Source organism: Paenibacillus lycopersici (assembly GCF_010119935.1).
GTDB lineage: Bacteria > Bacillota > Bacilli > Paenibacillales > Paenibacillaceae > Paenibacillus_Z > Paenibacillus_Z lycopersici.
Genome location: NZ_CP048209.1, coordinates 3,812,752 through 3,837,375, shown reverse-complemented (window position 1 = coordinate 3,837,375; position 24,624 = coordinate 3,812,752). Strand labels below are relative to the sequence as shown.

General features: G+C 59.7%; 20 protein-coding genes. 12 read left to right on the top strand and 8 right to left on the bottom strand.

The features are described 5' to 3' along the window. Positions 1 to 62 precede the first annotated feature (62 nt). Positions 63 to 1,826, bottom strand: coding sequence for an ABC transporter ATP-binding protein (locus GXP70_RS16860; RefSeq protein WP_162357903.1), 1,764 nt, complete (start codon positions 1,824 to 1,826; stop codon positions 63 to 65). Next, the gene (locus tag GXP70_RS16855; RefSeq protein ID WP_162357902.1) at positions 1,795 to 3,639 is read right to left on the bottom strand and encodes an ABC transporter ATP-binding protein; all 1,845 of its coding nucleotides are present in this window, start codon (positions 3,637 to 3,639) and stop codon (positions 1,795 to 1,797) included. Before GXP70_RS16855 ends, GXP70_RS16860 begins: the two co-directional genes overlap by 32 nt. Before the next feature lie 302 nt (positions 3,640 to 3,941). On the opposite strand from GXP70_RS16855, the gene GXP70_RS16850 reads away from it, so the two are divergent. The 3 genes from GXP70_RS16850 (at position 3,942) to msrA (ending at position 7,191) form a co-directional block, all read left to right on the top strand. Further along, positions 3,942 to 4,634: an HAD family hydrolase gene (locus GXP70_RS16850; protein ID WP_162357901.1), complete on the top strand. Its 693-nt coding sequence runs from the start codon at positions 3,942 to 3,944 to the stop codon at positions 4,632 to 4,634. Positions 4,635 to 4,907: 273 nt separating this feature from the next. Next, a complete protein-coding gene (locus GXP70_RS16845) occupies positions 4,908 to 6,194 on the top strand; it encodes a histidine--tRNA ligase (RefSeq protein ID WP_162357900.1) in 1,287 nt (428 codons plus the stop codon). Positions 6,195 to 6,216: 22 nt separating this feature from the next. After that, a complete protein-coding gene (gene msrA / locus GXP70_RS16840) occupies positions 6,217 to 7,191 on the top strand; it encodes a peptide-methionine (S)-S-oxide reductase MsrA (RefSeq protein WP_162357899.1) in 975 nt (324 codons plus the stop codon). 49 nt (positions 7,192 to 7,240) lie between these two features. On the opposite strand, the gene GXP70_RS16835 is transcribed toward msrA, so the two are convergent. Then, entirely contained in the window at positions 7,241 to 7,987 is a 747-nt protein-coding gene (locus tag GXP70_RS16835) for an SDR family NAD(P)-dependent oxidoreductase (protein WP_162357898.1), read from the bottom strand. A gap of 205 nt (positions 7,988 to 8,192) precedes the next feature. Between GXP70_RS16835 and GXP70_RS16830 the strand changes: the two genes are divergently transcribed. The 3 genes from GXP70_RS16830 (at position 8,193) to GXP70_RS16820 (ending at position 11,920) form a co-directional block, all read left to right on the top strand. Further along, on the top strand, positions 8,193 to 8,924 hold the full coding sequence (locus tag GXP70_RS16830; protein WP_225442448.1) for an MOSC domain-containing protein: 732 nt from the start codon (positions 8,193 to 8,195) through the stop codon (positions 8,922 to 8,924). Between the two features lie 268 nt (positions 8,925 to 9,192). Then, complete coding sequence (locus GXP70_RS16825) at positions 9,193 to 11,511, top strand: cobaltochelatase CobT-related protein (protein ID WP_162357897.1); 2,319 nt, start codon at positions 9,193 to 9,195, stop codon at positions 11,509 to 11,511. Between the two features lie 49 nt (positions 11,512 to 11,560). Continuing rightward, a complete protein-coding gene (locus GXP70_RS16820; protein WP_162357896.1) occupies positions 11,561 to 11,920 on the top strand; it encodes a GIY-YIG nuclease family protein in 360 nt (119 codons plus the stop codon). A gap of 76 nt (positions 11,921 to 11,996) precedes the next feature. On the opposite strand, the gene GXP70_RS16815 is transcribed toward GXP70_RS16820, so the two are convergent. Both GXP70_RS16815 and GXP70_RS16810 read right to left on the bottom strand, forming a co-directional pair. Further along, complete coding sequence (locus GXP70_RS16815; RefSeq protein WP_162357895.1) at positions 11,997 to 12,719, bottom strand: amino acid ABC transporter ATP-binding protein; 723 nt, start codon at positions 12,717 to 12,719, stop codon at positions 11,997 to 11,999. Continuing rightward, positions 12,712 to 14,205 carry an ABC transporter substrate-binding protein/permease gene (locus GXP70_RS16810; protein WP_225442447.1) on the bottom strand — a complete coding sequence of 498 codons (1,494 nt, stop codon included), beginning with the start codon at positions 14,203 to 14,205 and terminating at the stop codon, positions 12,712 to 12,714. Before GXP70_RS16810 ends, GXP70_RS16815 begins: the two co-directional genes overlap by 8 nt. A gap of 215 nt (positions 14,206 to 14,420) precedes the next feature. On the opposite strand from GXP70_RS16810, the gene GXP70_RS16805 reads away from it, so the two are divergent. The 6 genes from GXP70_RS16805 to GXP70_RS16780 all read left to right on the top strand — a co-directional run bounded on the left by GXP70_RS16805 (position 14,421) and on the right by GXP70_RS16780 (position 21,430). Further along, positions 14,421 to 16,922 (top strand): WG repeat-containing protein, encoded by a 2,502-nt coding sequence (locus GXP70_RS16805; RefSeq protein WP_162357894.1) that lies wholly within the window; start codon positions 14,421 to 14,423, stop codon positions 16,920 to 16,922. Positions 16,923 to 17,129: 207 nt separating this feature from the next. Next, complete coding sequence (locus tag GXP70_RS16800; protein ID WP_162357893.1) at positions 17,130 to 18,251, top strand: sensor histidine kinase; 1,122 nt, start codon at positions 17,130 to 17,132, stop codon at positions 18,249 to 18,251. A 44-nt stretch (positions 18,252 to 18,295) separates the two neighbouring features. Continuing rightward, on the top strand, positions 18,296 to 18,871 hold the full coding sequence (locus GXP70_RS16795) for a GNAT family N-acetyltransferase (protein ID WP_162357892.1): 576 nt from the start codon (positions 18,296 to 18,298) through the stop codon (positions 18,869 to 18,871). 153 nt (positions 18,872 to 19,024) lie between these two features. Continuing rightward, the gene (locus GXP70_RS16790; protein ID WP_162357891.1) at positions 19,025 to 20,308 is read left to right on the top strand and encodes a DNA glycosylase AlkZ-like family protein; all 1,284 of its coding nucleotides are present in this window, start codon (positions 19,025 to 19,027) and stop codon (positions 20,306 to 20,308) included. Positions 20,309 to 20,381: 73 nt separating this feature from the next. Then, complete coding sequence (deoD, locus tag GXP70_RS16785) at positions 20,382 to 21,095, top strand: purine-nucleoside phosphorylase (protein ID WP_162357890.1); 714 nt, start codon at positions 20,382 to 20,384, stop codon at positions 21,093 to 21,095. A 113-nt stretch (positions 21,096 to 21,208) separates the two neighbouring features. Further along, positions 21,209 to 21,430: a hypothetical protein gene (locus GXP70_RS16780; RefSeq protein ID WP_162357889.1), complete on the top strand. Its 222-nt coding sequence runs from the start codon at positions 21,209 to 21,211 to the stop codon at positions 21,428 to 21,430. Positions 21,431 to 21,594: 164 nt separating this feature from the next. On the opposite strand, the gene GXP70_RS16775 is transcribed toward GXP70_RS16780, so the two are convergent. From GXP70_RS16775 to GXP70_RS16765, 3 genes are all read right to left on the bottom strand, one after another. Further along, a complete protein-coding gene (locus GXP70_RS16775) occupies positions 21,595 to 21,849 on the bottom strand; it encodes a hypothetical protein (RefSeq protein WP_162357888.1) in 255 nt (84 codons plus the stop codon). Between the two features lie 2 nt (positions 21,850 to 21,851). Beyond that, positions 21,852 to 22,172 (bottom strand): heavy metal-binding domain-containing protein, encoded by a 321-nt coding sequence (locus tag GXP70_RS16770; RefSeq protein ID WP_162357887.1) that lies wholly within the window; start codon positions 22,170 to 22,172, stop codon positions 21,852 to 21,854. A gap of 200 nt (positions 22,173 to 22,372) precedes the next feature. Beyond that, the gene (locus tag GXP70_RS16765; RefSeq protein ID WP_162357886.1) at positions 22,373 to 24,574 is read right to left on the bottom strand and encodes an alpha-amylase family protein; all 2,202 of its coding nucleotides are present in this window, start codon (positions 24,572 to 24,574) and stop codon (positions 22,373 to 22,375) included. Positions 24,575 to 24,624 lie beyond the last annotated feature (50 nt).

The window sequence follows — 24,624 nt, the reverse complement described above, 5'->3', positions numbered from 1 at the left end:
ATAGCGAACAGTCGACGAAGTTGGAGGTAAACGCTGGCGCAATGCCTGCCGGAGCCGGCAAATTACGAGAGCGGGAGGGAAGCCTGATTCCGTTGCTCGTATTCCCGCCATAACGATTGGTAGATTCCGGGGCGAGCGGACAATTCCGCGTGCGTGCCTCTTTCCTTCAAGCGGCCATCGTCCAGCACGATAATGTCGTCCGATAGCTGCGCGAGACGCAGACAGTGGGTGATGAAGACGATGGACATGCCGTTCGAATGATCGCGAATACGCTTCATGATGCGGCTTTCGGTCCGGTGATCGAGCGCCGATGTCGCCTCGTCCATCACGAGGATGGCCGGCTTGCGGAGAAGAGCGCGGGCGATGCTGATTCGCTGGCGCTCGCCGCCGGATAGCTGCAGCGCTTGTTCGCCGACCTGGGTATGCAGGCCATCCGGAAGCCTCGCGATCCATTCGTCCAAGTCTGCCATCGCAGCCGCTTCCATTATCGCATCCGGCGTCGCGGCTTCGAAACCGTATGCGATATTGTCCAAGATCGTGCCGCTGCGCAGCATCACGTCCTGAGTAATGCAGACGACCGAGCTTCGCAGCCAAGCGGGATCGATCTCGTCAAGCGCAATCCCGTTGATACGAACATGACCCGAAGCAGGCGGTTTCAGTCCGAGCAGCAGATCGGCCAGCGTCGATTTGCCCGCCCCCCGATAGCCGACGATGGCAAGCGTCATGCCCGGCCGGACATTGAAGCTGATCCGATCGATCACGCTTCGTTCTTCGTAGTGGAACGTCACCTCGTCCGTTTCCAGCGTCAGCGGACCTGGCGGAACGAGACCGTTCTTCGCTGGCGGCGAAGGAAATGCGATGCCGGCCAGCCGGTCGACGGCTTGGGGGAGCTTCATCGACTCGATCGACCGCTCGATCATGGACGCGCCGAAGGGCCGCAGCCAATTGTAGACGGCGATGAACGCGACCAACGTGCCTACGGTAATCGCGCCGCGAAGCACGAACCAACCTCCGGCCACGTACATCGTGACGAGCGCGAACGCGTTCAATGCGGCATGCAGCACATGAACGCGGTTTTCGGCCGTCATGCCGCTCCGCGTATGATTCCATTCTTCGTGCAAGCATGCGCGGATGTCCTTGAGCGCATCGGCTTCACGACCGGCCGCTTTGATAAAGGCGGCGCCGGAGATCAGCTCCCGGACCGTCTCGGCGACGTCCGAGTGGCGCCGGGCCGCGTCTGCCGCCTTCCGCTTCACCTGACGGCCGAGCCTCGACAGCAATACGGCTTGCACGGCCCAGAAGAGCAGCACGATCGCGCCAAGCGGAGGCTGCAGCGCCAGCAGGATGAACGCGCCGGCGACGATCGTAACGATATGAAACAGCGTAAAACCGAGATGGCCGTTCGCCATGCTCGTAATGAACTGGGTATCGTCGAGAAGGCGCGTCAGTAGATCCCCGACCCGGCTGCGCAACAGCCATTCCATCGGCCGGTGCTGAAGGCCGTTATACAGCTCCGCCCGCCCGGTTCCGCCCAAGCGAAGCATGAACCGGCCGGCTATATTCTCCCATACGATCATCATGCTTCCCGTAATCGGAGCCGCCACCATGCAGATCGCGATAACGATAAGCAGCGGCCAATGCCGCTCGGGCAGCACGGTTTCCAGCACGTATTTCGACAAGAACGGCGGTACCATGTACAGCAGGGCGCCGACAACGTTCTTCAGCAGAATGAAGAAGAAATTCCAAGCATGCGGCAGCAGATGCTTTCGCGCATATCGAATGACGACCTTGCGATTATCGGGATAGGACGGCATGCTGCCTTGCACCGGCTTCAACTCCTTGTTCGGCATCTTCGTCTAAGCCTTGTTCGACGTCTCTCTCCATGCCTTGTTGTTCGGCATCTTCGCCATCGACATGACCGGCTTCGCCGTCCGCTTGCTTCAACAGCCTGGCATACAGTCCGTTCCTCCGTTTCAATTCCGCGGGCGTGCCTTCCTCGACAAGCCTGCCTTGATCCAAGACCAGAATACGGTCGGCTAGCTCGGCAGCCTTCAGCCGATGCGTGACGATAATCCGGGTCATGCCTTTCAGACGGGCCGACAGTGCTTGCAAGACGACGGATTCGCTCCGCTGGTCGAGCGCGGAGGTCGCCTCGTCCAGCAGCAGCAGCCGGGGATTCCCGACCAGCGCGCGTACGAGGCTGACGAGCTGCCGCTGTCCGCCGGACAGCAGCGAGCCGTTCGGACCGATATCGGTATCGTAGCCGGCGGACAGGCGGGACACGATGTCGTGCGCATCGAATGCCTGCATCCAATCGTCGAGCGTCCCTTGGTCCGCGTCGCCGAGATACGTTAAATTGCGGCGCAGGCTGCCCCGAAACAAGAGACTCTCCTGCATGACGCAGCCGATGTTGTGTCGCAGCTGCGCCGCGTTCCATTCGCCGATCGGCAGGCCGCCGATGCGGATCGTTCCGGCCGTAGGCTCCTGCAGCCGCAGCAGCAGCTTCAGCAGAGTGCTCTTGCCGGCGCCGCTCGGCCCGACGATCGCGACATGCTCGCCGGGGGAGATCGTGAAATGGAGATCACGAAGCGCTTCGCCGCGTTCTCCCGCAACGCTGACGCCTTCGAACGCGATCGGGTGTTCTCGCAATCTATCGGGGCTGTTCATACCAACCTGCAGTCCCGGCTCCTTCGGCAGTCGCAAATAATCGAGGAGTCCGTCGATGCGCACCTTGATGCCGGCCAATTGCGCATGCAGCGAGAAGAACGAACGGACCGGGGCGTTAATGGCCGGTATGTAGGCGATGATCGTTACGAGCTGGCCGACGGTAGCTTGTCCGTTCGCCATCTGCCAGCCGGCGAAGATGAACACGAGCGCCGGCGCCAGCGAATCCGGAATGCGCGGGAACGTCCGGTACCAGCTGTTCGCGATTGCGTCTCGGTACGTCAGATCCGCCCATTGGCGCTGCTCGGCCGCGACCGATTCGAACTCATGGCGCTCGGTGCCGAACAGCTTGATTTGCTTTAGCGATTCCAGCTTCTCCAACAGGCTTTGTCGTATCCTGGCGTCATGCACGGCCAATGCTTGATGGACGGATGCGCGTTTCTTGCCATAGACATGAACCGGAACGAACAAGATGACATAGGCGGTCAGAAGAAGCAGCGCGAGCAGCCAATTCCACCGGATCATGACGGCCATGGCCGCGCAAGCGATCAGCAGTTCCTGAACGAACGAAGGCAGGGTGTTCAGGCCGAAGGACTGGATCGCCTTCGTATCTCTTGCGCACCGTTGAAGCAGTTCGCCGCGGGGCGTCTTCGCGAAGAAATCCGCCGACGTTCGCAGCACGGAGGCGAGCGTCTCTTCCGTCAAGGCGTAGGTCAAACCGACCATCGTTTTCGCAGATACATACGTCTGCGCCGACTTGCATAATTCCGCCAGCAGCAGCATGCCCATGAGCGACAGAGCAATCTCGTACATGCCGCCGCCGCCGCGCAGCGAGACGGCATCCATCATACGGCCGATCAGGAGCGGGACTGCAGCCCCGCACAGCGCGGTAATTACGGTCAGCAAGGCGATCAATAGGACGGCGCCTTTCGCGCGGGCCGATTGCTTGGCCAAGAATACGAGCCATCCCGGCATGTTCAACCCTCCTTCATACGCGGAATCCGAAGCAGCGAAATTGCCATTATCGTAGCAGCTGCCTTCTGAACGGGTCAAACGCCGAAAACACATGTTCGCATTTTGGCCGTTACCGTGGCCGCGCCGAATAACGGCATTTTCTGAAAACGAATGCTTCGATTTGCTCGCTCTTGCGCTTGAATTCGCAATTTTCAGGGGAAATCTGGAAACGCCCGCAGGGATTTCGCGCCTTGAACGCGAATGGATCAGGAGGAGAACGCGGATCGAACGCGATATGCGCGTGGAAGAATGGAGGGGTTCTGTTGGCAATCCGAGCGGTCTTTTTTGATCTGTTCGAGACGCTGGTTACCGAGTTTGCGGACGGGCGAAGACTTTCGAACCGCCGCTACGATTACGAGAAGCTGCTGGGCTTGACCGAGAAACAGTTCAAAGGCGAATGGAAGCTGCGCCAAGAGCGGCGGATGAACGGGACTTTCGCCGCGTTTCCGGACGTCATACGGGACATCGCGGCAGCGAATCGGCTGAGCGTCGAGGAAGATGCGATCGAGATGCTCCATCAAGGCCGCCTGAATGAGAAGCGCATTCCTTTCCGCGAAATTCGTCCCGATATCATCGCGCTGCTGGAGGCATTGCGGGAACGCGGTTTGACAATCGGCCTGATCAGCAATTGCACGCCGGAAGAAGTAGCCGCCTGGCAGGATTCGCCGCTGTCCGCGCATGTCGACGATGCCGTATTCTCGTTCGAGGCGCGGTGCAGCAAGCCGGATCCCGCGATCTATCTGCTCGCCTGCGGCCGGTTACGCGTAAAGCCGGATGAGGCGCTGTTCGTCGGAGACGGAGGATCGGACGAGCTGGAAGGCGCGGATCGAGCGGGACTTCGCGCTTATCACGCGTTCTGGTTCAACACGTACATCGAAAGCCGGTTCGAGAAGCTGAAGGCGCCCGGCGAGCTTCTGCGCGTTGTCGGCGAAGGCGGGCGCGAGGCCGGAGCGTAACCGGATCGACACCGGAAATCGGACCGGATCTTGCCTGCCGGCCGATCATAAGCTATAATACCGCTAAACATTGCGTTACGAAGGAGATTACTCCCATGCTGCAAGCCAATCGCCGTCATCAACTTCATCATCACAAGCTGCGTTAGCACGCCCGTTACGATACAGGGCGGGCTAACGCATTACGCGTTGGCCTCCCTGCGGCATACGAACGCGCAGGACCAAGAGGTCCTGCGCGTTTTTTATTTTTCCGACAACCGAAAGGATGGGATCGAGATGCAGAACGTGAAAGGAACATACGACTATTTCGGACAGGAGCAGCGCATTCGGAAGCAGGTGCAGCAGACGCTGCAGGACGTATTCGAGCTGTATGATTTCGACGGCATGGAATCGACGGTTCTGAACGAGCTTGAACTGTTGGCGTCGAAGTACGCGGGCGGCGATGAAATTCTGAAAGAGATGTACCGGTTGACCGACCAAGGCAGCCGCAGTCTCGGCTTGCGGTACGACTTGACTATTCCGTTCGCCAAAGTGATCGCGCTGAATCCCGGCATCGACATGCCGTTCAAACGATACGAGATCGGGAAAGTATTCCGGGACGGTCCCGTGAAACGCGGGCGGCTGCGCGAATTTCTGCAATGCGACGCCGATGTCGTCGGCATTCCGGGACCGGAAGCGGAAGCCGAGCTGATGCAGCTGGCCGCGGAAGCTTTCCGAAGGCTGGACATTCCGGTGCGGCTCAAATGGAATAACCGGCGCTTCCTCGGGGAAGTGCTGGAAGCCGCGGGGATCGAGCGAAGCGCCATGCTCACCGTGATGCTGACGCTCGATAAAGCGGCAAAAATCGGCAGCGAAGGCGTAAAGGAGGAGTTGCTTGCCAAAGGGATCGAAGCTGCCGCCGCAGCAGCGCTGGTGAATCTGATCGAGCTTGATAATCCGACCTTCGAGGAGCTTGCCGGCCGCTTCGGCTTGGCGTCTCGGCCCGGTGCGCTTGAAGCCGCCGCGCTGCAAGACTTGATTCGCAAGCTCGGACTCGAAGCGATGTGCGAGTTCGATCCGTTTCTGTCGCGCGGCTTATCGTTCTATACGGGCACGGTATACGAAGCGTTCGATGCCACGGGCAAATTCACGTCGAGCATTAGCGCCGGAGGCCGGTACGATGCGATTATCGGGCAGTTGGTCGGCAGGGAAGACCTGCAGTTTCCGACCGTCGGCATCTCCTTCGGCATCGAGTCGATCATGGAGCTGCTGCTCGACCGGGCCCGGCAGCCGGATGACCGGAGCGTCACGCTCATCGTCCCGATCGGCGATACGATCCCGCAGGCGCTGCGCGCTGCGGCCGAACTGCGGAGCGGCGGCATTCGCGTGCGCGTCGAAGCAGCCGGACGCAAATTGAAGAAAGCGCTGGCCAGCGCTTCGTCCAAAGGCATTCGCTATGTTATTCTGATCGGAGAAAGCGAAGCGGCGGCGAATAGCCTGCGGGTGAAGGACATGCAAGAGATGACGGAAACGGTCATGAGCCTGGAGGAAGCGGCCGCGCTGCTGCCGCGAAAATCATCCTGATGGAGAAGGGGGTTGCCGAGCAATGCGGATCGGAGAGTACGGAACGGCGCTCGCCACATTCGCCGGCGGCTGTTTCTGGTGCATGGTGAAGCCGTTCGATGAACTGCCCGGCATTGTCGCAATCGTTGCCGGCTATACGGGCGGCCGCACGGCGAATCCGACTTATGCGGAAGTCGGCACGGAGACGACCGGGCATTACGAGGCGGTTCAAATTACGTTCCAGCCGGACATATTGCCGTACGAGCGGCTTCTCGATATTTATTGGCGCATAATCGATCCGACCGACGACGGCGGGCAGTTCATGGACCGCGGCCATTCGTACCGGAGCGCCATCTTCGTGCATGATGCGAGGCAGCGGGAGCTTGCGGAAGCTTCCAAGCGCGCGCTGCGCAAGAGCAGGCGCTTCAAGCGGCCGATCGTTACGCCGATCTTGAACGCGGGAGCGTTCTACCCGGCGGAAGACGAGCATCAGGACTACTACAAGACGCACCGCAGGAATTACAATCTCTACGTCGAGGGATCGGGGCGGGAAGCGTTCGCCGATCGCAGCTGGAGAAGCGAGCGGGACGTCGCGGAATTGCGCCGCGTCTTGACCGAGGCGCAATTCCGCGTAACGCAGCTGAACGAAGACGAGCCGCCCTTCGAGAACGCGTACTGGAACAATGCGCAGCAAGGCCTGTACGCAGACATCCTAAGCGGGGATGCGCTGTTCAGTTCGACGGATCGATTCGACTCCGGCACCGGCTGGCCAAGCTTCGCCAGGCCAATCGAAGAAGGCATCGTGCGAAGAGAAGCCGAATTCCGCGGCGGCCATGCCCGTACGATCGTTCGCTCTCGCTTATCGGGCAATTACTTAGGAACTTATGTCCAGGAAGGCCCTGCAGGCTCGCCGCCGTATTATCGGGTCAACTCCGCCGCGCTGCGGTTCGTGCCCCTCGAAAGAATGCGGGACGAGGGCTATGCGCGTTTCGTCCGCCTGTTCGCCAAGCAGGAGTGACGGAATCGGCACGGCGGCCGGATGCTGCGGCATTCCAAGCGGGAACCGGCTATTCTTCATAGATCATTTTACGGGTCATCCCGCCGTCGACGACGAGATTGGTGCCCGTCACGAAATCATTCGACGGATCGGTCAAATAAAGACAGGCTTTGACGATGTCAGCCGGTTTGCCGACGCGCTGCGCGGGATGCTGGGTATGGTCGATCGGCCGCAAAGCGTCGTAGTCGCCGTTCTCGATCCAACCGGGACTGACGGCATTCACCCGAATGCGGTCCGGTCCGAGCGACAGGGCAAGCGCATGCGTCAGCGACAGAATGCCTCCCTTGGAGGCGGCATAGGCTTCGGAGTTCGGCTCGGACATGATCGCCCGGGTCGAGGCGATATTCACGATCGCGCCGCCGGAGCCGTCCCGCATCAGCTTGGCCGCTTCCCGCGCGCATAGGAACGTGCCGCGCAAGTTCGTATGGATCACGTAATCCCATTCCTCGACGGTCAGATCGTATACGGATTTCCAAGCGCCCAATCCGGCGTTATTGACCAGTACGTCCAGCCTGCCGACGGTTTGCCGCACCCAGCCGAAGCAAGCCTCGACCGCGGCAGGATCGCTTACATCCAAGACGCGCGTATGCGCGGCATGCCCGGATTCGCGTATCCGTTCGGCGGTAAGCGCGAGCGCTTCGGCATGCCGGTCGATGAGGATGACCGTCGCGCCTTGTTGGGCGTAAGCTTGCGCAAGCTCGCGGCCGATTCCGGCGCCGGCGCCCGTGATCAGTACAGCTAGATTATCGAACAGCATATCGCTCACTCCTTCAATTCGCGGACTCTGCTTCCCAGAGTTACATTTGCATCGATAAAAGTCAAATCGAAACGCGAGCGGCGATGATGCGACATGGTATACAAAACGGGGCGGACGTGCAAGGAGGGAATAACTTCGCTATTTCGCGTGACTGCACCGCGCGGTGCTTCAAGCTCCGCTTCAAGCCTTAAGGAGGAATATCAACGTGGGTATAACAATCGGTGAAATTAATGCCATTAATCGTTATCCGATAAAATCATTCGGCGGCGAGCCGCTGACAGCCTGCCGGATCGAGCCGTACGGCATGCATGGCGATCGGTTCGGATCCTTCTATGATGCGTCCAAGACCGGGTGGGCGCGCTTCGTCACGGCGCGGAACGTCCCCGCGATGATGTCCTACCGGGCGAGCTTCGCGGAAGGGGAAATCCGCGTCACGGCGCCGGACGGCCGGAAGTTCGGATGGGACGAACAGCTGCTGCGCGAGGTTCAGCGGCATTCGAAGACGCCGATATCGATGTCGGCGCTGCAAGAGCCGAATCCGGAAGATCCCCGCCTGATGTCGGTCGATGCGGCGAGCATTCTGCTCGTGACTGACGCTTCGCTTCGCAAACTGGAAGCGCAGTGGGGACGAGAAGCCGATCAGCGCCGATTCCGCGGCAATTTCGTCGTGAAGCTGCGCGAGGGCGCGCCGCTTGAAGGCGAATGGATCGGGCGCCGGCTGACCATCGGCGGCGTCGGGCTGCAGGTCGACAGCTTCTGCGAACGATGCGTCATGATCACGATGGATCCCGATACGCAGAAGAAGGATCCGTCGTTGCTGAAGATGGTCCACAATGAATTCAACACATGCTTCGGCGTATACGCGTCCGTCATCTCGACGGGACGGATTGCGATCGGCGACATGGTGATGCTGGAAGATATGGATACGAACGCCTAAGCGGTAACGGCGCTAAGCCCGGAACATGATTCGTCATGTTCCGGGCTATTTGGCGTGAAGCCAGCATGAATCCATTACAGCAAGCGCATTATGCGCCGAACATGCCATGCCGGCTCCAGCCGCCAGTCGAATCACCCAGCGGCGATGAACAGCAGCTGTATAGAACAGCAGCAGAAAATAAGGTTTGACTTGCGGACGAAGGCGAGCATATAATGACCTTGTATTTAGTAATTTAGTAAATTAGTAAGACATAAAAGGAGTAAATCACATGGAACCCCATCTCTATGAGGCTCTATCGCCGGATCGGCAGCTCTCGGAAGCGGAGCAGGCGCTCGTCTGGCGGAAGTCTGCCTCCCATCGAACAAGCGCGGAGGAACGCCGAATCTGCCGCGAAGTCAGGCGGAATTGGCGGCGAGGCGAGATGAAGATCGCCACGATTCTGCTCGAAGGCGACGCCGGCTCCGGCAAAACCCAGCTGGCCAAAGCGTTGTCGGCCGATTTCGGCCTGCCGTATACGAAAGTTACCTGCTTCGCCGATATGGATAAAACCGACGTGATCGGCGCGATATTGCCGGTGATCGCCGACGATCGGCTTGCGCGGCTGTCCCCCGAAGACCGGGAGGCGCTGCAGGCGTTGTACGACAGCGACGGATTTCAGAGCGCAAGCCGGTTATTGACGGATAAGCTGCGGCTTTCGCCGGAGGCCGCGTCATACCGAATGAAACGTCTCCTGCAATTGGCGCAGGAGCAGACGGATGGCGATGCGGTGGAATACAGGTTCTATCCGTCCGAGATCGTTAACGCCTACCGCAACGGCTACCTGCTTGAGATTCAAGAGCCGACCGTCATTCGCGACGCCGCGGTCTTGATGGCGCTCAATTCCGCGCTTGAGCCGGACGGCAGCATCAATCTGCCGACCGAAGTCGTACGCCGCCATCCGGATTTCATCGCGGTCATTACGACCAATCGCGGCTATGCCGGGGTCAGGCCGCTGAACGAGGCGCTGCGCGACAGAGTGCAGCACGCGGAGCGAATGGATTTGCCCGACAAGGACGCGATGATCGAGCGCGCGGAAGCCAAGACCGGCTACCGGAACCGGCGCGTGCTCGCGACGCTGGCGGACGTCATTCTGCTGCTCGACCAGACCGCTCGCGCCCATGCGATCAAAGGCGTCGCCGGGATGCGCTCCTTCTTCTATTGGACGGACGCGGTCGCGGCCGGAGCAGGCGTGACGACGTCGTTGTATCCGAAGGTCGTCTACAAGCTCACGACCGATCCCGAGGAAATCAAGCTTCTGGAAGCGGCGCTCGAGCAACGCGGTTTGTTCGCGGCGCTAGCCGGAGCGGAAGCGGAGGCGGCAGCCGGACGGGAAGCGGTACTGGAACCGGATCAGGAGGCGGAACCGGAACAGGAGGCCGAGGCGGCAAGACCAGCCGCGGAGAACGGCCGGGAACGGCACAAGCCGCAGCGCCGGACTGACGCGGAAGCCGTTGAAATCCATACCTGGGGAGCCGTCGAGGTTGAATCGGAGCTTCAGGAGCAGACCGATGCCGAAGGAATTGCGCTGAAGAAAGCGGCAGGCAGCGAGGAGGGCTCGGCAGGCGCTTTGATCGCGCCGGCCGACGGGGAAAGCTCCGAGAATGGCGATGACGGCGAACCCCGTTACCATCAAGCCAATCCGGAAACGATGCCGGCGGAGGATGCGGTCAGGCGAAGGCGGGAGGAACGCGCGCAGCTGAACCGGGAAGCGCGTGAGGCAGTGGCCGAATCGCCGCACGGCCGCGTCAAGCTTGTCGTGCATCGGCCCGATTTCGACGAGGCCGGCAGGAACGAATACGAGCGAATGAGCCGCGAGCTGCTGCCGGTCGTGCGGGAAATCGCGCGCAAGGCGCTGCCGCTGCTGGAGCAGGAGCCGACAGCGGAATTCGCCCGCCATCATGCCTATGGCAGCCGATTTCAAGCGGACGCCGTCGCTCATCGCGATTTCAACGCCTTCGCCAAGAAAAGGCCGCCGACGGATTCGCCGTCCCTGGCGGTCGCGCTGCGGGTCGACGAATCCGCGTCGATGGCGGCATTCGGAAGGCTGGAAGCGGCGAAACGCGCGGTAATCGCGGTTTATGATTTTTGCCGGATGTGCGGCATTCCGGTCATGATCTACGGCGACACGGCGGACGTGTCGCGCCTGGAGCAGATGTCGGTCTTCGCATACGCCGATCTGAAGCGGCTCGATCCCGACGACCGCTATAGGCTTATGGGCATACGGGCGCGAAGCAACAACCGCGACGGCATGGCGCTGCGCATCATCGCGGAACGGCTCGCGGCCTCGCCGCAGTCGACGAAGCTGCTGATCAGCTTGAGCGACGGACAGCCGAAGGCGATGGAGGATTACGCGGGAAGCGTCGCCATGCGGGACATGCGGCAAACGATCGCGGAATTCGAGCGCAAAGGCGTGACGATGCTCGCGGCCGCCATCGGCCAGGACAAGGAGATTATCAGCCGTATTTACGGGAACGAGCGGTTCCTGGACATTACGGATTTGCAGGCGCTTCCGGCCAAGCTGGTCGGACTGATCGCTAAGTATTTGTGATCCATCGGGCATTTGAAGACAGTCAATAATAAGGAGGAAGCGATGCGGCATGGACAAGAACAAACGCAAGGAACTGCAGGAAGCCTACAAGCAGATGAAGACGTACATGGGCGTGATCCGAATTACGAATCGGACGAACGGCAAAATCTACATCGACGCCTATCCCAATCTGAAGAACAAGTGGCTGACGATTCAAGCGCAGCTCGATACGGGCCGATTCGCGAACGCGGAATTGCAGCGGGATTGGAAGACGTTCGGTCCCGGCGCCTTCGGCTACGAGGTGTTGGAGCAGAAGGAAACGGACGACATCGCCGATATCAAGTGGGAGATGAAGAGGATGGAGAAAAGGTGGATGGAGGAGCTGCAGCCGCATGGCGAGAGAGGCTACCGCAAGCCGCCGAATCCATAAATCAAGAAAGGCAGCCGCGAAGGCTGCCTTTCTTGTTCGAACGGTTGTTATTATCATTCGAAACCGTGCGGCAAACCTACAAAACCCGTTCCAGGAATCTCCGGGCCCGTTCGCTCTTCGGCGCCGTGAAGAATTGCTCCGGGGCCGCTTGCTCGATGAGCTTCCCGTCGTCGAGGAAATAGATCGTGTCCGCGGCTTCGCGGGCGAACTTCATTTCATGCGTCACGATCAGCATCGTCATGCCGGAATCGGCGAGTCCGCGCAGCACCTCGAGCACTTCCTTGACCATCTCGGGATCGAGCGCCGACGTCGGTTCGTCGAAGAGCATGATTTCCGGATCCATGGCGAGGCTGCGCGCGATGGCGATCCGCTGTTTCTGGCCGCCGGACAGGCGGGACGGGAACTCGTCCGCTTTCTCCTTCAGGCCGACGCGCTCGAGCAGCGCCATTCCTTTCCCGCGCGCTTCTTCGCGCGACAGGCCTTTCACTTTAACCGGCGCGAACATGATATTGTCGATGACGGACATATGCGGGAACAGGTGGAAATGCTGGAATACCATGCCGATGCGCTGGCGGAAGCGGACGATGTCCGTCTTCGGATCGGTAATTTCCGTGCCGTCGATCGTAATCCGGCCGCCGGTCGGCGTCTCGAGCAGGTTCAGGCAGCGCAGGAACGTCGATTTGCCGGAGCCGGAAGGGCCGATGACCGCGACGACTTCTCCCCGCTCGACCGTAGTAGAGATGCCCTTCAGCACCTCGTTCTTGCCGAACGTCTTCGTAATATTCTCTACATTAATCACTGCGGCGCATCCTCCTTTCAAGCAGACGGGCAAGCGAAGTCAAGATCAGGACGAGCACGTAATAGATCGCGCCCGCCAAGAGCAGCGGTTCGAACGCGCGGTACGAAGCCGCCTGCACGACGCTTGCGCGGCGCAGCAAATCCGATACGCCGATGACGGAGACGAGCGACGATTCCTTGACGAGGGCGACGCATTCGTTAACGAGCGCCGGCAGGATGTTCTTGACGGCCTGCGGGAAAATAATGCTGATCATCATCGTCCGGTACGGAATGCCGAGCGCCATCGCCGCTTCGCGCTGGCCGCGATCGACCGCCATAATGCCGCCGCGGATCGTCTCCGACAGGTAAGCGGCGGAGTTCAGGCCGAACGCGAGTCCTGCCGCCATCAGGGCCGGAATATCGTAGTGAAACAATTGCGGCGTCGCGTAATAAATCAGGATCAATTGCAGCAGCAGCGGCGTGCCGCGGAAGATCGACGTATAGGCGGTCGAAAACCATTTCAGCGGTTTAATGGAAGACAGCTTGAACAACGACAGTACGGTGCCCCAGATAAAGCCGAGCAGGGCGGAGACGAGCGTGAACAGCAGCGTCACGAAGATGCCCCGCAGGATGAACGGCACGTAGCCGTTCAACGTGCTGAAGTCGATCATATGCTTGGCGGGCGTCACCGCATCGTGCTTGCCGAACCATTTGTCGACGATCTGCTGCTTCTCGCCGCTCGCTTCCATTTCATGAAGCTTCTCGTTGAACGCGGTCGGCAAATTCGAGCCTTTCGGGAAAGCGATCGCGTAGCCCTGCGATTCGTCCTCGTTCGGAAGCATCGTCATCGTCAGATCGGGATTCGAAGCGACCGCGTCGAGGGCGACCGCGTCTTCCACGATCGCGGCGTCGATCCGGTTCGATTTGATTTCTTGAATGAGATCGGTAATGCGGTTCAATTTCTTGACGGCGACGCCGTTCAAGCCCGCGACGGCCGTCTCCTGCGTGGAGCCGAGCTGGACGCCGACGCGTTTGCCTTTGAGCTGATCCATGGAAGCGAATGCGGCATCCTTCTTCGAAACGATCGTATTGCGCGCGGCGTAATACATGTCCGAGAAATCGACGCTTTGCTTCCGTTCATCCGTAACGGACATGCCGGACATGACGAAATCGACCCGGCCCGATTGCAGCGCGGCGATCAAGCCGTTGAAATCCATGCCGGAAATTCGCAGCTTGCAGCCAAGCTTCTCGGTAATCGACTTGGCGATATCGACGTCGAGGCCGACGATCTCGCCGCCGTTCTTGGCATCCGTGTCTTCATAAGGCGCATAGTCGGGGGACGTGCCCATGACGAGCGTCTTGCCTTCGCATACCGAATTCCCGGCGGCCAAGGCCGTTCCGGAGCCGATCCCGAAGACGTTCAGTCCGGCCGCGGACAATGCGGCCAGCGCCACAAGCATCAGCGCCGCGATCATACGCCGGAAGCGTATCGTGTTGATGTGATTCATTGCAGATTCCTTTCTTGCTCATGATGTCGAGGATATTTTGACCATCGTTAACTATGCCGCATGGAAAGAAAGCATGTCAATAGGCAGCATTGCGTAAAAGGCGAGGCATATGCTGGAAGCTATGAATGCGCCATTCCGCCATTCTCTTGTCATATCTGCGGTTCGTCTGCATACCATTAGGCGATGATGCAGGATACAAGGATGGAGGGCTGACGATGACTGCTTACGAGCCGCAATGGATTCGGATCGCCGCCGCCCATTTGCCGATCGGCGCCGAGCTGGCGATGCAAGGCGGATCCATCGCGCGGGCCGCGGTATGCGCGGCAGACATTAACGGCGACCGGGTGCCGGAAGTTGCCGCGATCTATCGCGCGAACGGGGAGCTCTATCTGCTCGTCCTGGCGTTCCGCAACGGCGCGTGGACGGAAATGCAGACCGTCAAGGGGCTGGGCGGCGGCGTCGCGCTGCTGTCCGCGCTGCCGGTCACGCGGGCGGGTACGCCCAATCTCGCCGTCGGCTGGCGTATCGATGCTTCGATGTCGAAGCTGTCGGTTTACGAGCTGACAAGAGACGGGCTCCGGGATACGGCCTCCCCGGAGATGAGCTTCGCGGCCATGGAGGCCCTGGATATGCCGGGTCCGCATGGCGTCGACGGCAAAGCGGAGCTAGCGCTCTGGTCCCGGACCGGTGACGGAACGTACCGGATCGAGGTGCTGCGCTGGGCGAACGGCGCTTTCGTGCCCGCGCTCGACGCCTATGCCTATTATTTTCCGAAAGTGGCGCTTTATTACGAGCAGCTGACCCGGCAAGATCCGCATAATCCGTTCCATTGGCATGCATTCGCCGATGCCCAGTACCGGGCCGGGCTGCATCGGCCAGCGCTGGCGTCGATCCGCCGGTCGCTCGAGTGGCTGCAGCCGCAGTCCCGCGGAATCATGCTCGATCTCGAGCGAAGCATCCGTGCCGAATTCGAGGCGATCGCCGATGCCCAGCGAGCCGTATACTTGTATCCGGCTCCGCTCAAGACGACTTCCGGCACGAAGTGGGGCTTCATCGATCGCAGCGGCAGAATGGCGATCTCGCCGCGGTTCGACGACGCGATGGATTTTCAGCCGAACGGTCTCGCGATCGCATCGGAGCGCGGCAAGTACGGCTTAATCGATGCATCCGCCAATTATATCGTGAAGCCGGTGTACGACTCCATTGGCAATTTCTCCGAAGGACGGGCGACCGCCATCGACAGCCAAGGCTTCAAGCTGATCGATGAACGCGGGCATGTCGTCACCAAGCGGGCATATCCGTTCATCGCGGATATGAGCGACGGGCGGGCGCTTTATTACATCATGGACGAGGGCGGCGAGACAGGCGTCAGCAAGTTCGGTTACTTGAACGCGCAGGGCGAAGAAATCATCCCCGCCCGGTTCCTCGAAGCGAATGATTTCCAGCTGGGCAAGGCGCTCGTGAAAATCCAAGACAACCGTTATGCGCTGATCGACAAGAACGGCAGGACGCTCGCGTCGTTCGCGCACGCCTACGTCGGCCCGCCCGGCGACGGGCTGCTCGCGTTCCAGGACGATCCGGCCGGCAAGTACGGCTTCATCGACGAGCAAGGGAAAGTCGTCCTGCAGCCGGCGTATACATCGGCGTTCCCGTTCCATAACGGCCGGGCGATCGTGAATACGGCTGAAGATTTCAAGGCGAGCTATGGCGTCATCGACAAGCGCGGCCATTACATCGTGCAGCCGGGCTATAACGATATTCGCGATCTCGGCGAGGATCGCTTCGGACTCGGGCGCGCGGTCGATCCGGAGCAGCCTTTCATCGGTTCGCGCTACGCGATCGCCGACTGGAACGGAAAACGATTGACCGATTTCGCGTATCACGACGTATCCGATTATAAGAACGGTCTCGCTTCCGCGACGGACGGGAAGCAGACCTATTTCATCGACCGCGGCGGCAAGAAGGCGCCGGGTTATCCGGTCGCCGAAGGAAACGGGACGTTGTCGGCGGAAGCCGGAGGGCTGATCAAAGCGTTCGTCGACCAGCGGCTGTCCTATCTGGCGCGGGACGGACGAATCGTCTGGAAACAGAACACCGTCATACCGCTGCGGCCGCCGCTGATCGTGAAGGAGCTGAAATACAAGCCGAATCCCGACTATCTCGTCTATTTCCCGCAATTGGGCGGCAAGAAGGACGAGGCGGCGCAGCAGGAAGTCAACGACAAGCTGAAAACCATGTCCCAAGTGAAGCCCGTTCCCGCGGATCAGCAGCTCGAATATTCGTACAGCGGCGACTTCGACGTATCGTTCTACCAGCAGGATCTGCTTCAACTCGAGCTGACGGGCTACAACTTCCCGTTCGGAGCCGCGCACGGCATGCCGACGAAGCAATATGCGATCATCCATTTGACGGACGGCCGCTTCTTCGAGCTGAAGGACTTGTTCAAGCCGGGCAGCGACTACGTGAAGACGCTGAGCGGCATCATCGGCAAGCAAATCAAGGAAGACCCGCAGTACGAGTACGTGTTCCCCGATACGTACAAGGGCATTCAGCCCGATCAGCCGTTCTTCGTCACGGAGCATGCGCTGCATGTTTATTTTCAACCGTATGATATCGCGCCGTACGCCGCCGGTTTCCCGACGTTCACGATCCCGTTCGCGCAGATCGATTCGATCATCGACAAGGAAGGCGAATTCTGGCGATCGTTCCATGCCTAGCAGGCGTGCTGCTTGATAACGAACGTTCATTTCCGTAACGGCTGCTTCGGCAGCCTTATTCGTTTGACGGTTCATAGGGTTAACGGTATTTCCGGCCCCGTCGCATGGCGAAACTCCGAGACGGATTTGGAGTGGAATTCCAGTTGAGGAGGAATTCGTGCCGGAATGTTGAATTAGGTTAAATACTCGAATCTGTCGGAGGAAAACATGAGCGAAATCCAACGGTTTTTCGAAACGCAGCAGGATGCTATTGTCGCCAATTGGATCCACCGCATGGATATTGCCTTTCACCAGCTATATGACCTGGAATTGCTTCATGCGAGAGGGCTGAAATTCACCCATCTGATCGCGGACGTCCATACGCCCGTGGAACGACATCGCGATTATTCGATGTACCTGCGATGGTGCGAAGTCATGTTTCAACGAAACATTCCCATAGACCATATTATGGCGAGCGCCTCGTTCTACCGGGAAGCGTTTCTGGAGACGATCAGCGAATTCGACATCGAACGCGCCGAGCTGATGCGGATCATCGCTTGCGTGACATCGCGAATCGACGATTTAGCGATGAATATTTATACGTATTTCTGGAATCATGCGCGCGGCAAAATCGAACAGCAGGACAAGATGATCGAGGACATGCATGCCGATAAATTGAACTTGATCGGCAAGATGGCGTCGAGCATGGCGCATGAAATCCGGAACCCGCTCACGACGATCAACGGTTTCGTGACGCTGATCCGCAAAGCGCTTCCCGACTCCGGACTGGAAACCGTGAAGAAATATCTGGACATCATCGACACGGAGTTTCACAACATCGAGCAGCAGATCAAAGGGTTTCTCAGTTTCTCCCGCAAGCCTATCGCCGAGGAATTGTATACGTCCGCGAATTTGAACGAGCTGCTCGAGAAGACGCTGATGCTCGTCAATCCGCTGCTGCTCAACGAGAATATCGAGCTGATGCTCAAGCGGGAAGAGGGCATTCGCGCGCTCATCCAGGAAGCGCCCGTCATGCAGGTGTTCTCGAACCTGTTGAACAATGCGATCGACGCGCTGCGGGAGCAGAAGGACGAGCGGCGAATCCTCGTGCATATCTTCTCCGAAGGCGACTATACATACGTCAAAATTACGAATAACGGCCCTGAAATTCCGCATCATATCCAACAGCACCTGTTCGATCCGTTCGTTACGAGCAAATCGGACGGAACGGGACTCGGCCTTGCGATCTGCAAGCAAATCGTCGAACGAAACGGCGGCAGCATTGCCTTCGAGTCGAACAAGGAAGAGACCTCGTTCATCGTGCGCTTCAACAAGCTTATGGAATCATAGGCATGCGCCTGCAAGGATGGTATTCAATTAGGATGACGATCGGTATGGATGAAGACTTCGAGATGGAATATCGCGCTTACGGGCAATGGGACGAAGAGGCATGGTCGGCGGCAGAACCCATCTATAAGGAAGCGTTCCCCGAGCACGGGCGCAAAAATAAAGCGATCGTCCGCAGGATGCTCGATCGCGGGATAAGCAATCTGCATGTCTGGCGGAGCGGGCGGGAACCGGCGGCTATGGCGCTGACCGCATACGATGCGCGGACGCGGCTGCTGGTCATCGATTATATCGCCGTTCGCCGTTCCATGCGGCGAAGCGGCGTCGGACGCCGCTGCATCGATGACATACGCGGCTGGGCGATCCGAACGATGCCCGATTGCCGCGGCTTGGTCATCGAAGTCGAGGCTGAGGAGAACGAGACGAACGCCGAACGTATACGGTTCTGGCAGCGCATCGGCTTTCGTCTGACCGGGTATGTGCATGCCTACATCTGGGTGCCGGAGACATACCGGGCGATGTATTGGCCGTTCGAAGAAGTCGAGCCGGTGTTAAAGGATGACGGCAAGAGCTTGTTCAAGGCGATTACCCGCTATCATGAGCGCGCTTATCGCTCCAAGTAGCGGTTCGCGGCATATGCGTTGACGAGAGAGGAGACGTCCGTCTGCTCTCTTTTTCTCGATTGCGGATTGCATGTCGTGGAAGGCTCTGGTAATATAGGAACGTATGTACGGTTGGGGAAGGACGATTGTAATCGTTGAACGGAGGTGCCGGGGATGGAACCGATTCGAACGACGAAACGGGCGCTCAGGCGGTTATTGCTCGATAGACAGGGGCTGCTCGCGGCCCCGCAGCCGCGCGCGGATTCCGATGAAGCCAGGAGCAAGCAGGCGATGGCCGTCATCCGGCAGCTGGAAGGCGTACAGATCGACCCGGTATCCGCCGTTCGGCCGAATCAGCACCTGACGCTCGCGGCCAGAATCGCCGGCTACGCGCCGGATGCGTTGAACGGACTGCTCCCGCGCGGCGAAGTGTTTGAATATATTGCGAATGCGGCATGCATCCTACCTATGGAAGACTATCCGATCTTCGAGCCGACGCGCAGGCTCATGCGGCAGCATACGGAAGCAAGGGTCGAGGCGCTGCGGCCCGTCATCGAGCAAGTGCTGCTGCAGCTGGAGAGGGAAGGACCGCTGCCGGCCAAGGCATTCGAGTCCGACGTACGGGTTCACGGCTACTGGGACGATGCCAATGCGGCGGCGAAGACGAAAGCGACATCGCTTGCGCTCCAGCTTCTCGTCGAAACCGCGCAGGTCCAAATCGCGGGACGAGCTGGGAACCAGCGGCTGTTCGAATTGAGCTCGCGTTACGTGCCTGCGGACCTCCTGCGCCAATCGGACGCGATCGGCCAAGAGGAAGCGGAGAACGCGATGCTGCTGAAATATTATCGGGCGTACGGCGTATTCGAGCCAAGCGATTCGCGCTTCGGCTGGCTGCGCTTGCCCGCGCAAGGCAGACGCGATGCAATCGCCCGCCATGTGGCGGGAGGGACTGCGGCACAGGTCGCGATTGACGGACTGAAGCAGCCTTATTACATACTGACAGCAGACCGCGAGCGGTTGGCCGTCCATCAAGAAGCGGATGCCGAGCTGGATAGACGCGGACAGGTGGACGATTTGGCGAATAGCATGAACGCGGCCATGGAAGACGATTCGCTGCCGTTCCGGTTCATCCCGCCGCTCGATAATGTATTATGGAGCCGCAAGCGGCTTGAGGACTTGTTCGGCTTCGAGTACCGATGGGAGATTTACACGCCTGCCGTGAAGCGCAAATACGGCTATTACGCAATGCCGATCCTGGCCGGCGACCGCTTCATCGGACGGATGGACCCGCGTCTCGATACGAAGCGGCGGCATCTGACGGTCGAGCTGCTCCAGCTCGAGCCCGGCCTTGCATTCGATGGCCGATTCAAGCGCAAGCTGGAAGACGCGCTTGAAACATTCGCGCGAACGCATGGCGCCGAGACGTTGACGATCGAGCGTTATGCGCTCGGAGAATGATACGCAGAGACGAATTAACGACAGGAGGTGAGCGCCGCCGCGGTACCGGAAGGTACTCGCGGCGGCGACGAATTTGAGTATTCATATCAATGCTAAACCCGGCGATATCGCCGAAACGATTTTATTGCCCGGAGACCCGCTGCGCGCGAAATATATTGCCGAGCGCTTCCTGGAGGATGCAAGCTGCTATAACGAGGTTCGCGGCATGTTCGGTTTCACGGGTACGTATAAAGGTCACCGGATTTCCGTTCAAGGCACTGGCATGGGCGTGCCGTCCATCTCGATTTACGTCAATGAACTGCTGCGCGAATACGGAGTGAAGCAGCTGATTCGCGTCGGCACATGCGGCGGCATTCAACAGGACGTGAAAGTGCGCGACGTCGTCATGGCGATGTCGGCGACAACGGATTCGAGCGCGAATCAGCAGCTGTTCCCCGGCTTTCAATTTGCTCCGCACGCGGATTTCGACTTGCTGCGACGCGCCTATCAGGTCAGCCAGGAACGCAGGCTATCCGTCAAAGTCGGCAACATTCTGACGGCGGACACCTTTTACCGCGAAAGCATGGAGCCGGTGAAGAAGCTGGCGGAATACGGCGTGCTTGCCGTCGAGATGGAGAGCTCGGCGCTGTATACGCTGGCTGCCCGCTACAAGGCCAAGGCGTTGTCGATCCTGACCGTGAGCGATCATCTGTTCAGCGGCGAGACCGATACGACGGCCGAGGAACGTCAAACAACGTTCAACGATATGATCGAAGTGGCGCTTGACGCGGCAATCCGAACGGACTGAACGACTGCTCGAGACTGAGCCCCCTTTCACGGTAAATTAATGCGCTTCGGACATCTCGGGCACAAGGAACTAGGCCTGTGCTGTCGAATAGGATGTGGTAAGGGGGTGCAGTCATGAACAATAATCCGCAGTATTACAATGGTCATGCCGGCAATGGCGAATCGATCCGACGTATTGCAGCACGATTGTCAGCACCGCATTCGTTAGCTCCGCAGCGACCGTCCGCAGCGACAGCGGCGGGAGCTATCGGCGACGCTCCATTTCCGGCGTATTTCAACGGTTACGCAGGCAATGGGGAATCGTTCCGGCGAATGGCTATGAATCAGCAGATTTAACCCTTGTGATTTGTAAGCGGTTACAAACGAATGCAGACAGCCGCCGGCTGTAAGGCCCGACTAGACAAGCGTTCATTCGCTTCAGTCGCCTTGCTCCGGCGGCTATTGGCATTGCATCTCGATTCGTAATGCGCCCGCTGCATTCGTAGGGTATGAATGGCTTTTTATCTCTTCCGTGAGCGCGGCTCCGGTTCGGAAATATTCTGATAATAGCGCTCACCCGTGCGTGGGTTGAACCACACCTGCTGCGCGATGCCGGTCGTCGGATCGATGAACTGCTCCTCCGTCTTGATGTAGTCGAAGGGAGGCTCGACCGTCTTTCCCTTCAACCGATTGCGCCGGATGACGATGGTGCCGATGACGGATACGATCACGATCAGCGGCGCGATTATGAAGTAGAGAGCCAGGAGGAAGGTCATGCCTACTCCTTCTGGACGACAACCGCCGTTCCGTAAGCCACGATCTCCGACATGGATTGGCCGATTTCGCCGGAATCGAAGCGCATCATGATGATGGCGTTCGCGCCCATCGCATGCGCGTTCTTGATCATCCGGTCGATGGCCGCTTTGCGCGCATCCTCGATCATCTCGGTATATTCCTTGATTTCGCCTCCGACCAGACTGCGGAACGCTGCCGTAACATTGCCGCCCAGCCCCCGGCTTCTTACGGTGACGCCGAACGTATGGCCCAGCACCCGTTCGATGCGATGACCGGCGATATTTTCCGTCGTGACGACGAGCATGTTCATCTCTCCTTAAACGTTGGTATGGTTCGACTTTACCATGCGGGCCGGCATATAGCAAAAGCATCCGGCCTTCTCAGGTAGATGCACGATGCTGCGATCGGGCATTCAGCCGCTTCCATGATGTACGGCGCTTCAGCTTGTCCGCCTTGAACGCAAGCATGCCGCGGCAAGTATACCGCGGCATGCGATGATCGGCATCAGTCGAGCAGAAAGCCGGCGATCGTGTCGAGCCGCTCGGCACTGACGACAAGCTTGCGATCCTGTAATTCGCCTACTTCGAGCGTGCGTACGCATACCAGCTTGCCGCCTTCCGCAGCGAATTCGCGAACGCGATGGAAGGACCGGTCCAGCGTCAGCTCGCCGGCCGTGAACGGAATGCAGGCGACGGAGACGGCATCGGCCAAGTCCTCTTGGGCGATTAGCGCCCAATTGCCGGCGTATGTCACGCCCCCGGCGACGGGGAAGCGCTTGAGCGCATCGCCTTCGCCGCGCAGCGTCAACGCCGTCAGCAGCAGATTAGCATCGTCCGTACCGAGCATCGCCGCGCGCTGCGCGCCGTCGAACGCTTCCAGGCGTCCCCATGAGCGGAGCTCCGGTTCGCCCTTCAAGCTCCCCGTGCTCGCGTCCAGCCACAGCGGCTTCCAGCCGCACGTGCGCCGATGCCAACAGTGCAGCGCCGTCCAGCGCTGGATGTCCGGCGCTGTCAGACGTTTGCCGTCATTATCGCATTCGCCGAGCGTCAGCCCGTTGACGCCGACGACGGCGGTATCAAGCAGAATCGAGCCGAGCGTATCCCAGTAATAGCCGGTCGACGAATTGACCGCCATGCCGTGTCTTGCCGCCAGCGATGCCCACAAGCAGCGCTGATTGTGGCCGGAGAGCTCATGCTTCGCGCTGTCGCCGGCATCGCCGAGATCGTCGAGGTTGATCAGATCGGATACGGCGCGCATGAGCGGATGGACGCCATAATAGATGATCGTGATTGCCGGGTCGGCGGATTTCGCCGCATCGTATATAAGCTTCAGCAATCCGAACGCCAGCCGTTCGCCGCGATAGGCCGGGTCGCGCGGCGCGCAGCCGTCCGGACCGGGGAATCCATAGCCGAAATCGAGCTTGAGCGCAGCCGGCTTGTAGCGCTCGACGAGGCGAACCGTGCGCTCCTGGATGACCTGCCGCGTCCGCTCGGAGCTCGGGTCGAGCAAGTAGTGGAATTTGCCGCCGAACGGGCTGCCGGACCAGCGCCAGCGGCGGGGCTTGCCGTCCGGGCCGCACAGCAGATCGCCCGGCTTCAAGCCTTGCGCATCGGGATTGTCCGTCCATCCGATGCTCTGCCAGAAGGCCAGCTCGTAGCCGTTGTCCCGCAGCCGCGCCATATCGGCATCGAAATCCGGGAAACGATCGAGATTCGGCTCGGCGCTGCCGACGAACGTTTCCCACGAATCGTCCATGACGACCATATCCGCAGGCGTCGTAGCGGAGACGCGATTCGCATAGGCTTCCAGATCGAAGCGGCCTTCCTTGAAATCGCCCCATGTGCAGAGGAACGAGCGCTGGTGATGCGAGGATTTCGGTTCGAACGGACCGAATGTGTCGAACAGGACGCCAAGCGCGTCGTAGCCCGTGCCGCCCCATGCGAGCCGAAGCGGATCCAACCAGGTGCGCTCGCGCGGATCCGGAGCGCCCCACAGATCTTCGCGGTATGCGTAATGGACACAGGCCGACACGGATTGGATATGCAGCGTCAGCGGCGCATCCGGCACTTCGCCTGGCCCGAACGCGAGCCAGCCGTGCTTGCCGCCCATGGCTGCCGCATACAGCGGCCGGGGGAACGCGGCAGCGTACGGCGTGCCCATCGCGTCGCCGAAGCTGCCGAGCGGCAGGCGGGCGCTGCCCATGTCCCATGAGCGCCAGAACGAATGCGTCGGGGACGAGCCGGCGGCCGGCACGCAAAATCCTTCCGCCGACCAGTCCGGCCAGAAGACGCTGTCGGCGCTCGGCGTGCAGAGCCGCTCCGATTCCGTCAGCAGGCGGGTGCCGAATTGCAGCGAGACGAGGCGCGCATCGCGGCTCCACGCGGCTTGAAGCCGTTTCAATCGAATGCCCCATGCATGCGTTTCGATATCGAGCGTGCCTGTTCCATGAGCGCCGAGCGTCAGCCGGATCGATAATGCGCCCTCAGACGAATACGTCACGCCGGTCGCGGCCGCTTTCACGTATTGCGCGGCGCCGTCGGCCGCGAATTCGAAGGCCGGCAGCAGGCTGCCTGTCCATACCGTGCGCGATAAGCTTTGATCCGCTGGAGTGCTCTTGTTGGAGGAGGCCGACAACCGCGCCTCGTCCTTCTCCGTATCCCAAACCAGCATCAATCCGGCCGATTCATGCGTAATGATCATGTTCACCGTGTTGTTGTTATTCCGAAGATTATTGATGGGTGTATTGGTTAGAGTCT

Bases quoted from the DNA above. Each gene is read 5' to 3' on its own strand.
- GXP70_RS16770 (WP_162357887.1), bottom strand. From the start codon at position 22,172: ATGCTCGTCGTCACGACGGAAAATATCGCCGGTCATCGCATCGAACGG.
- GXP70_RS16835 (WP_162357898.1), bottom strand. From the start codon at position 7,987: ATGCTGTTCGATAATCTAGCTGTACTGATCACGGGCGCCGGCGCCGGA.
- GXP70_RS16845 (WP_162357900.1), top strand. From the start codon at position 4,908: ATGCAGAACGTGAAAGGAACATACGACTATTTCGGACAGGAGCAGCGC.
- GXP70_RS16810 (WP_225442447.1), bottom strand. From the start codon at position 14,205: ATGAATCACATCAACACGATACGCTTCCGGCGTATGATCGCGGCGCTG.
- GXP70_RS16805 (WP_162357894.1), top strand. From the start codon at position 14,421: ATGACTGCTTACGAGCCGCAATGGATTCGGATCGCCGCCGCCCATTTG.
- GXP70_RS16855 (WP_162357902.1), bottom strand. From the start codon at position 3,639: ATGCCGGGATGGCTCGTATTCTTGGCCAAGCAATCGGCCCGCGCGAAA.
- GXP70_RS16825 (WP_162357897.1), top strand. From the start codon at position 9,193: ATGGAACCCCATCTCTATGAGGCTCTATCGCCGGATCGGCAGCTCTCG.
- msrA (WP_162357899.1), top strand. From the start codon at position 6,217: ATGCGGATCGGAGAGTACGGAACGGCGCTCGCCACATTCGCCGGCGGC.
- GXP70_RS16800 (WP_162357893.1), top strand. From the start codon at position 17,130: ATGAGCGAAATCCAACGGTTTTTCGAAACGCAGCAGGATGCTATTGTC.
- GXP70_RS16780 (WP_162357889.1), top strand. From the start codon at position 21,209: ATGAACAATAATCCGCAGTATTACAATGGTCATGCCGGCAATGGCGAA.
- GXP70_RS16775 (WP_162357888.1), bottom strand. From the start codon at position 21,849: ATGACCTTCCTCCTGGCTCTCTACTTCATAATCGCGCCGCTGATCGTG.
- GXP70_RS16795 (WP_162357892.1), top strand. From the start codon at position 18,296: ATGGATGAAGACTTCGAGATGGAATATCGCGCTTACGGGCAATGGGAC.
- GXP70_RS16790 (WP_162357891.1), top strand. From the start codon at position 19,025: ATGGAACCGATTCGAACGACGAAACGGGCGCTCAGGCGGTTATTGCTC.
- GXP70_RS16820 (WP_162357896.1), top strand. From the start codon at position 11,561: ATGGACAAGAACAAACGCAAGGAACTGCAGGAAGCCTACAAGCAGATG.